The following is a 12,401-nucleotide window of genomic DNA, read 5'->3' on the forward strand; positions in this document are numbered from 1 at the left end:
CCCGCGCCAGGGCCCGCGGCGGACCCGCCCGCGGTCCTCCGAGTACGGTCGAACCGTGGCCACTGCAGACCGACCCGTCATCGGGCGCATCCCCATCACCGCGATCGAACCCTCGACGCCGAACGGCTTCCCGAGCAAGGCGTTCGACTCCGAGGTCGTCACCTTCGCCGCGACCGTGTTCCGAGAGGGCCACGGCGTCATCGGGGCGGACCTCGTGCTCGAGCGCCCCGACGGCGCCGTCCGGGCGGTGCCGATGGCACTCGTCGGCGAGGGCACCGACCGCTACGCCGCGACCGTGCAGGTCGACTCGGTCGGTCTCTGGACCTGGCACGTCGAGTCCTACGCCGACGACTGGGCGACGTGGATCCACGCGGCACGGCTGAAGATCGCCGCGGGCGTCGACACCGAGGCGACCCTGCTGGACGGCGCGGTGCTGCTCGACCGACTCGCCGACGAGGCCGAGTCGACCGCGGCCGCCGACGCGGCCGCCGTGATGCGCGACACGCAACACTCCCCCGCCGCACGCCTGGCCGCCGCCGACGACCCGCGCGTGACCGCCGCGCTCGTGGACGCACCGCTCACCTCGCTCCGCACGACCTCCGCGACGCAGGAGCTCGACGTCGAGCGCACCCGCGCCGGCGTCGGGGCCTGGTACGAGTTCTTCCCGCGCAGCGAGGGCGCGCGCCGACAGGCCGACGGCACATGGCGGAGCGGGACGTTCCGCACGGCCGCGCGCCGCCTCCCGGGTGTGGCGCGCATGGGGTTCGACGTGATCTACCTCCCCCCGATCCACCCGATCGGCGTCACCGCACGCAAGGGGCCGAACAACACGCTGCACGCCGGCCCGGCGGACCCGGGCAGCCCCTGGGCGATCGGCAGCGCCGACGGCGGACACGACGCGATCCACCCCGACCTCGGCAACGAGGAGGACTTCCGCTCCTTCGTGGAGACGGCGAAGAACACGGGCATGGAGGTCGCGCTCGACTTCGCGCTCCAGTGCTCGCCGGACCACCCGTGGGTCACCGAGCACCCCGACTGGTTCACGCAGCGCGCCGACGGCTCGATCGCGACCGCGGAGAACCCGCCGAAGCGCTACCAGGACATCTACCCGATCCAGTTCGACACCGACCCCGAGGGGATCGTCACCGAGGTCCTCCGTGTCCTCCGGCACTGGATCTCGTTCGGCGTCGGCATCTTCCGCGTCGACAACCCGCACACGAAGCCGCTGTGGTTCTGGGAGCGCGTGATCCGCGAGATCCGCACGGAGAACCCGGAGATCGTGTTCCTCGCCGAGGCGTTCACGCGTCCGCCGATGATGCGCGCGCTCGCCGAGGCCGGGTTCACGCAGTCCTACACGTACTTCACGTGGCGGAACACCAAGGAGGAGATCGAGTCCTACCTGGACGAGCTCGCGCACGAGACGAGCGCCTACCTCCGGCCGAACCTGTTCGTGAACACCCCGGACATCCTCTCGGAGTACCTGCAGTTCGGCGGGCGCGCGGGCTACAAGGTGCGGGCCGCGCTCGCGGCGACGGGTGCCGCCACCTGGGGTATGTACGCCGGCTACGAGCTGTTCGAGGACGTCGCCCGGCCGGGCAGCGAGGAGAACATCGACAACGAGAAGTACGAGTACAAGCCCCGGGACTTCGGTGCCGCCGAGGCCGCCGGAGCATCGCTCGCGCCGTACGTGACGATGCTCAACCGCTTCCGGTCCGCCCACCCCGCGCTGCGTCAGCTCCGCAACCTGCACGTGCACCACACCGACAACGACGGGATCGTCGCCTACTCGAAGCACCTGCCCGGCACGTACACCCGGTCGGGCCGCTCGGACACCGTCATCGTCGTCGCGAACGTCGACCCGCACTCGGCCCGCGAGGCGACCGTGTTCCTCGACCTCGCCGCGCTCGGGCTCCCGACCGACGGGCTGTTCGACGTGCGCGACGTCGTCACCGGCGCCCGCTGGACCTGGGGCGCCGCCAACTACGTGCGCCTGGACGCCTTCCAGGAACCCGTGCACCTGCTCGTCGTGGAGGGACCACACCGATGACCGAGACCACCGAACCCACGCGCGAGCCCGACGAGGGCCGCCCCGCACGGCGTTCGACCTTCGTCCCGACGGCGTCGGCGCCCCGTGACGAACCGAACACGTCCGCGCCCGGCGAGGACCTGCCCGGCGCGCCCGCGACGGCCGCCGAGGCCCCGGACCGCTCCGTCGCCGAGGCCGACACGCTCGCCGGCCGCGGGGCGAGTGCCCCGGCCACGACCGACGACACGGACGCCGCGGCCACGGCGACCGACGCACCCGTCCCCGCGGGCGCGACGACGCCGGGTGCGACCAGGACGGACACCGGGGTCGAGCCGACGGGCGCGGGCACGGCCTCCCGGCCGACCGACACCGATGTCGACACCGACGCCGCCGCAGCGAGGACCGATGTCGCACCGGCCGCGGAGCCGGCCCCCGGCCCCGTCGATGAGTGGCTCCTGCAGCAGGTCGCCGAGGGCCGATGGTCGCAGCCCCACGACGTCCTCGGCCCGCACCCGGTCGACGGCGGTACGAGTGTGCGCGTCGTGCGTCACCTCGCGAACGCCGTCACGCTCGTGCTCCCCGACGGCACGGCCGCGCCCCTGCACCACGAGGGGTTCGGGGTCTGGGCCGGTGCCCTGCCCGGCACCGTGACGGGCTACCGCGTCGAGGCCGAGTACGACGACGAGACGTGGACGAGCGACGACGCCTACCGCTTCGCCCCGACCCTCGGTGACGTCGACCTGCACCTGTTCGCCGAGGGCCGCCACGAGCAGCTCTGGCACCTCATGGGTGCGCACCTCCGGTCGATCGACGGCGTCGAGGGCGTCTCGTTCGCGGTGTGGGCGCCTCGTGCCACGGCGGTGCGGGTGATCGGTGACTTCGAGGGCTGGTCCGGTCGGACCACCTCGATGCGCAAGCTCGGCGGTCTGGGCGTGTGGGAGCTGTTCGTCCCCGGCGCGAAGGACGGCCAACGGTACAAGTTCCAGATCCTGACCGACGGCGGCTGGGTGGAGCGAGCCGACCCGTTCGCGCGCCGGACCGAGGTCCCGCCGCTCACCGCGAGCGTCATCACCCGCGCCACCCACGAGTGGAGCGACGGCGATCGCGCCTGGATGGAACGGCGGGCTCGGACGAGCACGCACGACCACCCGATGAGCGTCTACGAGGTCCACCTCGGGTCCTGGCGCCCCGGCCTGTCGTACCGCGAGGTCGCGGACGACCTCATCGGGCACGTGCAGCACCTCGGGTTCACGCACGTCGAGTTCCTGCCGCTCGCGGAGCACCCCTTCGGCGGTTCGTGGGGCTACCAGGTCACCGGCTACTACGCCCCGACCGCTCGGTTCGGCAGCCCCGACGACCTCCGCTACCTCATCGACCGTCTGCACGAAGCCGGCATCGGCGTCATCATGGACTGGGTGCCGGGACACTTCCCGAAGGACGAGTGGGCGCTCGCCAAGTTCGACGGCTACGCGCTGTTCGAGCACCCGGACCCCCGGCGCGGCGAGCAGCTCGACTGGGGCACGTACGTGTTCGACTTCGGTCAGCCGCAGGTCCGGAACTTCCTCGTCGCGAACGCCCTGTACTGGCTCGAGGAGTTCCACATCGACGGTCTCCGCGTCGACGCCGTCGCCTCGATCCTCTACCTCGACTACTCGCGCACCGAGTGGCTGCCGAACAAGTACGGCGGACGCGAGTACCTCGAGGCGATCTCGTTCCTGCAGGAGACGAACGCGACGGCCTACAAGCGCTACCCGGGCATCGTCATGATCGCCGAGGAGTCCACCTCGTGGCCCGGCGTCACCCGTCCCACGAGCGAGGGCGGCCTCGGGTTCGGGCAGAAGTGGAACATGGGCTGGATGCACGACTCGCTCGAGTACATCCACCGCGAGCCCGTGTACCGCTCGTACCACCACGACGAGATCACGTTCTCGTTCGTCTACGCGTTCAGCGAGCAGTTCACGCTGCCGATCAGCCACGACGAGGTCGTGTACGGCAAGGGCTCGCTGTACGGCAAGATGCCCGGCGACCAGTGGCAGCGCCTGGCGAACGTCCGCGCGTACCTGTCGTTCATGTGGGCCCACCCCGGCAAGCAGCTGCTGTTCATGGGGCAGGAGTTCGCGCAGCCGAGCGAGTGGAACGAGGCCGGCGGACTCGACTGGTGGCTCCTCGACGACCCGGGACACCGCGGCGTGCAGGACCTCGTGGCGGAGCTGAACCGCGTGTACGTCGCGAGTCCGGCACTGTGGACCCACGACGACTCCCCGGAGGGGTTCGAGTGGCTCGAGGGTGGCGACGCCGAACACTCGACCATCGGTTTCATCCGGAAGGCCGGAGACGAGCGGATCGCCGTGTTCACGAACTTCTCGGGCGTCCCGGTCGAGCGTCGGTTCGGGCTGCCCGAGGCGGGCGTCTGGCGCGAGGTCCTCAACACCGACGCCACCGCGTTCGGCGGCTCCGGGGTGGGCAACATGGGCGCCGTCACCGCCGAGGACCAGCCCTGGGCCGGTCGTCCGGCGTCGGCTGACCTCGTGGTCCCGCCGCTCGGGTCGGTCTGGCTCCGACTGGAGCGGTGAGCGATCACCGCGCCGCACGCGCGCGGTGACGAACGGAACGGCCGGGAGGCGTGCCTCCCGGCCGTTCCGTTCGTCCTGCGTCCGTTGGGGGCGCGCCACGAGCCGGTGCCGGCCGGGCTCGTCGGACTCAGTAGAGCAGCGTCGCGAGCCGACGGCGTGCCGCCACGACGCGTGGGTCGTCGGCGCCGACGAGCTCGAAGTACTCCACGAGCCGCGCGCGGACGGCCTCGCGCTCCGCGCCGTGCACGGTCGGGAACACGTCGAGGAGGCGCCCGAAGGCGTCCTCGACGTGCCCGCCGCTGATGTCGAGGTCGGCGACGCCGAGCTGGGCAGCCGGATCCGTCGGTGCTGCGGCCGCTGCGGCACGGAGCTCGTCGGCGGTCGCGCCCTGCAGCCGGTCGAGGAGCGACACCTGCGCCAGCCCCGCCACGGCCATGCGGTCGTGCGGGTCCTGCGCGATCGCGGTGCGGTACTCGGCGATCGCCGTCGTGTAGTCACCCTGCTCGATCGCGTCGTACGCGGCCTGGTGGTGCGGCGGCAGCGGCTCCGGTTCGGGCTCGGCGGCGGCGTCGGCGTCGGCGTCGGGGGCGCCGTCGGCCACCTGCACGCGTCCGGCGATCCCGTTCTGCGCGGCGGCCTGGAGCACCTGCTCGATGACGTCGCGGACCTCGGCCTCGGGCAGGGCGCCGACGAACAGCCCGAGCGGACGACCACCGATCACGGCGGCGACCGTCGGGATCGACTGTGCCTGGAACGCCTGCGTGAGCTGGGGGTTCGCGTCGACGTCGACCTTGGCGAGGACGATGCGCCCGTCGTACTCCTGCGCGAGGCGCTCGAGCACCGGCGACAGCTGCTTGCACGGCCCGCACCACTCGGCCCAGAGGTCGACGATCACGGGGACCTGCATGGACAGCTCGATGACGTCCTGGAACGTCTGGTCCGTCACGTCGACGACCAGCGAGGGCACCACGAGGGCGTCCGAGACCCCGGCGGCTGCGCCTCCGGGCCCGCCGGGGGCGGCAGCAGCCGCGGACGCCGGAGCCGGAGCCGGCGGCGATGCAGTGCCGCGGTTCACGAGGGACGACAGGTCGACCGCGCCACGGAGACCGGCGGGGGTCGGGGGGATGTTGCTCATTGCACCTCACTCGCTGCGATCAGGCCCTGCGTGAACCCGAGCAGTTCTATCTTGGCCTTGGATCCGACCGGCGGCACCGAGAACAGCACCTGCACGCCGTAGGTCGCGCTGATCCCCTTCGTGCTCGACCCGACCTTCGAGAGCGCCTTCACCGCTCCCTCCGTGTTCAGCGTCGCGCCCGACTGGGTCGGGGTCACCTTCTCGATCTCGTCGAGGCTCGTGGAGACGAGCGCGCCGGCGCCGTTCGTCGCGAGCGCGATGCTCGAGTCGGCCGACGGGACCTCGGACGAGTACGCGATCTTCGCGGTCGAGGACAGGCTCTTCGCCTTCTGGTCCTTGTAGGACTTGCCGATCTTCTGGCGGAGCTCGTCGCCCTCGGACGAGAAGACGTCGGCGTACTCGCTCGCCGTGTCGTTCGCGAGGATGTCCGCGTAGGCGGAGGCCACCTGCCCGGGCGGCAGGGTCAGCAGCTTGACGTCCGGCGAGAGCTGCGCGGCACCAGTGGTGACGGGCGCGACCGACGGGAGCTTCGCGTCCGCCTCGAGCGAGACGTCGTACTCGACCTTGTACTGCGCCCGCGGCGACGCCTGCACCAGCGTCAGGGCCTGCGGAGCGACGTCCTTCTGCTGCTGCGATCCCGTCAGCACGACGAACACCGAACGCGGCCAGGTGTCGGTCTGCTGCGGCAGGGCGACCGAGATGCCCGACGACGGGATCGTCGGCGGGGCGTCGACGTCGGTGTCGCTCCCCCGGATCGTGTAGTTCGCCTTGCGCAGGTCGAGCGCGGACCCGGTGAAGCGCTCCGCGGCCGTGGTGGCGTTCCGCGAGCTGTCCGCCTGCGCCGCGACCGCGGCGACGCGCGCCACGATGCGGCGGATCTGCGGGAGCGTCGCCGCCGTGGGCTCGGCGGCCGCGGCCGGGCCCGCCGTCGCGGTGACGGTCGGCGTCGGCGTCGGCGTACCGGAGGTCCCGTGCGGCCAGTACTCCGACGAACACCCCGCGAGGGCGAGTGTCGTCAGCGCGACGACCGGCGCGACCGCGACCATGCGGCGGCCGCGGCGTGGACGCGGCGGGACCTGCGCGCCCGCGGCGACCGCGCGACGGCGCGAGACCCGTGCGCGCGGCGGCCGGGTGCCACCGCTGCGCCGGCGGGGTCCGCGCAGCCGCCGCTGGTGGATGATGGCCCAGATGTAGAGCGCGATGCCGAGCGCGACGAAGAACCCGCCCGCCGTCATCAGAGGGCCGACGAGTGGTGTGGCGGTGTCCCGCGGCCAGGTGACCGAGAGGTGCGCGGGGGCCGGGTCCGACCCGTTCGACACGATGACGAGCGCGGTGTCCGCCGGCAGGTCGACGGTGAAGTCGAGGGTGTGCCCCTCGTACTCGCCGTACCAGAGGTCACTGCCCTTCGGCGACGGGACGTGTCGCTGCGTGCCCGAGACGCGGTCCCGGAGCGATGTGGTCTCGGCGTCGTAGCGGATGGTGTTGTGCCGGGCCTTCCCGACCCAGGCCATCACGTCGGCGGTGCGCCCGTAGGCCGCGAACGCGGTGCCCGTGCCCCCGGAGACGCGGACGCGCTGGTGGCCCGCGTTCGCGATCAGCGTCCGACCCGGGATCACCGTCACCGGAGCGTCGCCCGTCGTGGTCGTCGACGCCACGGTCGAGGAGGGCGGCGCGAACACCGTCCGCTGCCCGACCCCGAGGCCGACGAGCACGACGCCGATGACGAAGCTGATGATCGCCAGGACGAAACGCACGTGTACTCTCCCTCCGCGCCGGGGTGGGTTGCGGCGCGACGCCCCCACGACATCGGACGCGGGGTCCCGCTTCGGATGGCGGGCGCCACGCTCCCGGGGGCCGCGCCGGAGCACGCCGCACGGGCGCGCGGAACGACGGTCCAGGATAGCCAACGAGCCTGGGAGGCGCATCTTCCCGGCGGCCGGTGTGGACCGGCGGACGATGCCCGCATGACCGTCGTGCGCTCCCGCCGTGCTCGCCGGACCCACCACTACAATCGACCCCGGGCGGAGCCGCCTCGACGAGTGACATCAGGAGCGACACGTGGCGTACGACGAAGCAGAGTTCGGTTCGGAGCTCCGGGGCTACCGGCGGGACGACGTCGATCGCGCACTCGGTGAGCTGCGCCGTGAGCTCATCAAGTCGAACAACGACCGTGCCGAGGCCGCCAAGGAGATCCGCCTGCTGCAGGCCCGGGTCGACGACCTGCAGTCCGAGCTCGACGAGGCCGGCACGCCGACGTACAGCGGGCTCGGCACCCGGCTCGAGAACACCCTGCGCGTCGCCGAGGAACAGGCGACCCGCCTCATCAGCCAGGCCGACATCGACGCCGAACGGCTCCGTGCGACGAGCAGGACGGAGGCCGCCCGCCTCGTCGCGGACGCCCAGCGCGAGGCGACCGACACCCTCGAGGACGCCCGGGCCCGCGCGACGAGCGACGTGGCCCGAGCACGCGCCGAGGCCGCGGACACGATCGAACGCGCCCGGTCCGAGGCCGGATTGCTGCTCCAGGACGCCCGGAACGAGGCCTCGGCCACGCGCGGCGCCGCGGTCACCGAAGCCGCCGAGACCCGCTCCGTCGCCGTCCGCGAGACCGCTGCGCTCCGTGCGCAGGTCGAGCGCGAGGTCGCCGAACTGCGCGAGGTCGCCCAGCGCGAGGCCGCAGCGGCGCGCGAGGCCGCCGCGGCGCTCGACCGCGAGACCGAACACCGCCGTGGTGTGTTCGAGGCCGAGCACGAGCGACGCACCGCCGAGCTCGAACGCGCGATGCGCGAGGGCCACGAGACACTCGACCACGAACTGCGGAGCGGCCGCGAGTCCTGGGCCAGGGAGCTCCAGGCAGGTCGCGACGCCCTGGCGCTCGAGCTCGAGACCGGACGCGCGCAGCTCGAGGACGAGGTCGCCAGTCGGCTCGAGGCCGTCGACGCGGAACTCGCCAAGCGCCGTGACGACACCGAGGCCGGGCTGGCCGCCGAGCGTGCGGCGTGGGAGCACGAGGCCGTCCGCGCTCGGACGGACCTCGAGCAGGAGCTCAGCGCGGCCCGTGCCCGGTCGGACCAGGAACTGGCCGCGGCGCGCAGCGACCTCGACCACGAGATCGAGTCGGCGCGTGCCGCGATCGCGGTCGACACCGAGCAGACGCGCCTCGAGAACGAGCGCCTGGTGGAGGAGACCGCCGAGCGGATCGCGCGCGAGACCGCCGACCACCAGGCCCGGATCGCGCGGGAGCGGGCCGCTGCGGAGGACGCGGCGGAGCGGGCCGCTGCGGCACACGAGCACGAACTCGCCGAGCGCTCGGCACGGGAGCACGCCGCGCTCGACACCGAGATCGGCGAGCGGCGCACCGCCGAGATCGGCGCACTGCTCGCCGAGCGGGACGCACTCCGCGAGCAGATCGACGTCGCCCGAGCCGACCTGGACCGTGAGGTCGACGAGATGCGCGCCGCCCTCGCCCGCGAGCGCGAGGACGCCCGCGCCGCCCTCGAGTCCGAGCTCGCCGGTCGCCGCGACGAAGCCGAGCAGGACTACCTGCAGAAGCACCAGGACACCGTCGCGGAGACCCAGAAGTACCTCGACGAGGCGAACCTGCAGCTCGCCGAGGCCGTCCGACGCGCCCACGACGCCCGAGCGGAGGCCGACCGGCTCGACCGCGAGTCGCAGGACGCCGCTCGCGCGCGCGAGGACCGCGCGGCCGAGCGTGCGGACGAGACCCTCCGCGACGCCCAGGAGCGCGCCCGCACGCTCGTCGCCGAGGCCGAGGAGCGGACCGCTCGCCTGGTCGCCGACGCGGAGGACCGCCTCGCCGCCATCCGCATGGAGCGCGAGGCGGTGGCCGGGTACCTCGAGAACCTCCGCGGAGCGCTGACGCACGCGGTCGAGGTCCAGCGGGACTGAGCACGAGCCACGGCAGCGCCGCGCCGGCTCCCTCCGACGGCGGGGCGTCCGCCTCAGTCCGCGACCGGCCAGGTGGTCGGCAGCGGCGCGGATCCCGGCACGACCAGGTCGGCGATGGCGTCGAGCACGACCCGGACGGCCCGCTCCCCCACCCAGAGGTGCTTCGCCCCGGCGACGGGGACGACGCGAACGGCCGGCGCGATCGCGAAGCGACGGGCTGCCTCGTCGGGGCGCAAGAAGTCGTCGTGTTCCGGCACGAACGCGACGACGGGGACCTCGAGGTCGCGCCATCGCGCCAGGACGTCGTCGGTCGTGCGGTGGAGGGGCGGCGACAACAACACCACGCCCGCGACCGCACCGGACCGGACGTGTTCGATGCCGTGCTGCAGGACGACCTCGGTCCCGAAGGACCACCCGACGAGCCACGGCGCCGGGAGCCCGCGGTCACGGACCTCCGCCACAGCCGCACGGAGGTCGAACCCCTCGGTGACGCCGTCCCCGAAGGCGCCCTCGGACGTTCCCCGCGGCGACGACACCGAGCGGAAGTTGAAGCGGAGCACCGCGATGGCGGCGAGGGCCGGGAGGCGCGCGGCGGCTTTCCGGAACACGTGGGAGTCCATGAACCCGCCCGCCGTCGGCAGGGGGTGCAGCGTCACGATCGTCCCGGCGGCGGGCCGTCCCTCCGGCTCGGCCAGTTCGCCGACGAGCACGAGGTGGTCGTCGGTGACGAGATCGACCTCCGTGCGCAGCGCGGGCAGCACGACGTCGCTCCGGATCTCGGTGACGCGGTCGTCCGGGGCCGTACTCACGCGATCCTCCAGCAGTGGACGTGCCAGTGCCGACGACTGGCGAGGTCGGCGGCGTCACCGAGGACGCCGTCCTGCCGCCACACCACGAGGTGTGCGACACCGGGCTCGATCGTCCCCCCGCACCCCGGACACACGTATGCCTTCTGTGCGGAGGACGCACTGATCGGTTGCACCGTGAACGTCCTGCCGCGCCGCGACTCGGTGCGCGCCCAACCGGTCAGGAGGCGGTCGAGACCGGACTCCTCATCGGGATCCGCGCGCCCACGTCGCCGGGGCCGGTTGCTCCGCGGCACGCCAGGCGCCGATCAATACCAGTTGAAGGCGTTGCTGTGCGCCCAGGCCGCGCACGGCGTCCCGTACGAGCCCTGGATGTACCCGAGCCCCCACGCGATCTGCGTCGCCGGGTTGGTCTGCCAGTCGGCCCCGACGCTCGCCATCTTGCTGCCCGGCAGCGCCTGCGGGATGCCGTACGCACCCGAGGGGTTGTACGCGTAGACGTTCCAGCTGGACTCACGGGTCCAGAGCGACACGAGGCAGTTGTACTGGTCCGTGCCCCAGCCCTTGGCGGTGACCTGCGTCAGCGCGATCGCCTTGGCGCTGCCCGGGTCCGGCGTACCCGCGGCAGGTGCGGCGTCGCTCGCGGTCGACGCGGCGTTCGAAGCGGTCGAAGTCGACGCTGCTGCGGCGGTCGTCGTCGTGGTCGTCGTCGGCGCGGTCACCTTCGGCGTCACGACCACGGGCTTCGTCACCTGGTAACCGTCGCGCGTGACGACGACGTTCTGGTACGTGCCGTGCGCCGTGAACTGCTGCGCGGGCGCCGAGGGCAGCGTCGGCGCGAGGACCGCCGCGGACGCGTACGAGCCGGACAGTGGATTGACCAGTGAGCCGCCGACGAACCCGAACACCGCGAAGAACGACAGCGCGGGGATGGTCGCGCGACGACGGAGGAACGCGGTCACGCCGACGGCACGCTCCGGACGCTTCGGCGGAGCCACCGGAGCGCGCCGCACCCGGACGACGCGGGCGGCGACGTCACGCTGCGCGGTCAGGGCCGACTCGGCGGCGGTCGTCGCGTGCAGCGCCGCCTCGCCCCGAGCGATGGGTGCCGAGACCCGGTTGTCGGCGACCGAGACCGGCGTCGGCAGCGCGGGAGTGGCCTCCCGGGCCGCCACGCGACGGGCCGCGGGCCGCTCGGCGCGAGGCCGCCCGAGGGCTGCCCGACGTTCGCCGATGACGGAGCTGGACCTGCCCTGGTCGACGGTGTCCTGCTGGAAGGACTCGTTCTGACGGGGGGTCCGGACGGATCGTGGTTCTGCGGTGTGCCTGCCCATGAGTCCGTCCAGGGTAACGGATGGATCACGGAATGCGAAGCACTGACTCACCGAACGGCGAGCATGACCTCCACCACGGCGTCGAGCACCGCGTCGACCTGGCCCTCGCGGTACCCACCGTGCTTGGGCCGGAACACCACCGATCGCACCTCGGTGAGGCTCAGGGGCTTGCCGTCGTGGAAGTACCCGCGCAGTCGGGCGGCGAAGGTGTCCACGTCCTTCGGGTGGTAGCCGACCGTCAGGAAGCCGACCCGTTGGAACCGCTGGCCGTCCGGGCGGTCGAGGCGCGCCACCACGTCGGACGCCTTGGCGCGGGCCTCGGCGTACCACGCCTTCTGTCCGTGACGGCTCAGCTCCGCCTCGCGCTCCCGAGCCGCGAAGGCGTCCTCGAGCCGCTCGAGCGCCGCGTCGACGTGCTGCGTCGAGTACCCGCCCTTGCGCATGCTGAAGGCGGTCGCGCGGATCTTGTCCGAGGCGACGTGGCCGTCGGCGCCGTCGTCCGTGTAGGCCCGCCGCGCGTCCTCGAGGAACCGGTCGACCTCGTCGACGTCGTAGCCGAGGGTCGAACGGTCCACGGTCGGGAATGTCGAAGCCACGGCGACATCATGCCATCACCGC

Annotated in this window: 9 protein-coding genes; 3 read left to right on the top strand and 6 right to left on the bottom strand. The window is 72.9% G+C overall.

The window, feature by feature from the left end; all coding sequences use genetic code 11:
• Positions 1-55: 55 nt before the first annotated feature.
• Entirely contained in the window at positions 56-2,047 is a 1,992-nt protein-coding gene (locus tag DEI81_RS04345; protein ID WP_111009266.1) for a maltotransferase domain-containing protein, read from the top strand.
• Entirely contained in the window at positions 2,044-4,599 is a 2,556-nt protein-coding gene (gene glgB, locus DEI81_RS04350; RefSeq protein WP_111009267.1) for a 1,4-alpha-glucan branching protein GlgB, read from the top strand. The genes DEI81_RS04345 and glgB overlap by 4 nt, the downstream gene beginning before the upstream one ends.
• A 127-nt stretch (positions 4,600-4,726) precedes the next feature.
• Here the strand turns inward: glgB and DEI81_RS04355 are convergent, their stop codons facing one another.
• Both DEI81_RS04355 and DEI81_RS04360 read right to left on the bottom strand, forming a co-directional pair.
• Entirely contained in the window at positions 4,727-5,734 is a 1,008-nt protein-coding gene (locus DEI81_RS04355) for a tetratricopeptide repeat protein (RefSeq protein WP_111009268.1), read from the bottom strand.
• Positions 5,731-7,488 (bottom strand): hypothetical protein, encoded by a 1,758-nt coding sequence (locus DEI81_RS04360; RefSeq protein ID WP_111009269.1) that lies wholly within the window; start codon positions 7,486-7,488, stop codon positions 5,731-5,733. The genes DEI81_RS04355 and DEI81_RS04360 overlap by 4 nt, the downstream gene beginning before the upstream one ends.
• A 304-nt stretch (positions 7,489-7,792) precedes the next feature.
• On the opposite strand from DEI81_RS04360, the gene DEI81_RS04365 reads away from it, so the two are divergent.
• On the top strand, positions 7,793-9,643 hold the full coding sequence (locus DEI81_RS04365) for a DivIVA domain-containing protein (protein WP_111009270.1): 1,851 nt from the start codon (positions 7,793-7,795) through the stop codon (positions 9,641-9,643).
• A 53-nt stretch (positions 9,644-9,696) separates the two neighbouring features.
• On the opposite strand, the gene DEI81_RS04370 is transcribed toward DEI81_RS04365, so the two are convergent.
• Genes DEI81_RS04370 through DEI81_RS04385 form a run of 4 tightly spaced genes read right to left on the bottom strand, consistent with a single transcriptional unit; the run spans position 9,697 to position 12,358 of the window.
• Entirely contained in the window at positions 9,697-10,452 is a 756-nt protein-coding gene (locus DEI81_RS04370) for an alpha/beta hydrolase (protein ID WP_111009271.1), read from the bottom strand.
• On the bottom strand, positions 10,449-10,745 hold the full coding sequence (locus DEI81_RS04375) for a hypothetical protein (protein WP_181434894.1): 297 nt from the start codon (positions 10,743-10,745) through the stop codon (positions 10,449-10,451). The genes DEI81_RS04370 and DEI81_RS04375 overlap by 4 nt, the downstream gene beginning before the upstream one ends.
• Positions 10,746-10,757: 12 nt before the next feature.
• Complete coding sequence (locus DEI81_RS16485) at positions 10,758-11,783, bottom strand: lytic transglycosylase domain-containing protein (protein WP_258368487.1); 1,026 nt, start codon at positions 11,781-11,783, stop codon at positions 10,758-10,760.
• Positions 11,784-11,830: 47 nt separating this feature from the next.
• Entirely contained in the window at positions 11,831-12,358 is a 528-nt protein-coding gene (locus tag DEI81_RS04385; protein ID WP_309146664.1) for a DivIVA domain-containing protein, read from the bottom strand.
• Positions 12,359-12,401 lie beyond the last annotated feature (43 nt).

It is taken from the genome of Curtobacterium sp. MCBD17_013 (genome assembly GCF_003234565.1).
Classification (GTDB): domain Bacteria; phylum Actinomycetota; class Actinomycetes; order Actinomycetales; family Microbacteriaceae; genus Curtobacterium.

Excerpts from the sequence above, each read along its gene's own strand:
- glgB (WP_111009267.1), top strand. The coding sequence starts at position 2,044 with ATGACCGAGACCACCGAACCCACGCGCGAGCCCGACGAGGGCCGCCCC.
- DEI81_RS04355 (WP_111009268.1), bottom strand. The coding sequence starts at position 5,734 with ATGAGCAACATCCCCCCGACCCCCGCCGGTCTCCGTGGCGCGGTCGAC.
- DEI81_RS16485 (WP_258368487.1), bottom strand. The coding sequence starts at position 11,783 with ATGGGCAGGCACACCGCAGAACCACGATCCGTCCGGACCCCCCGTCAG.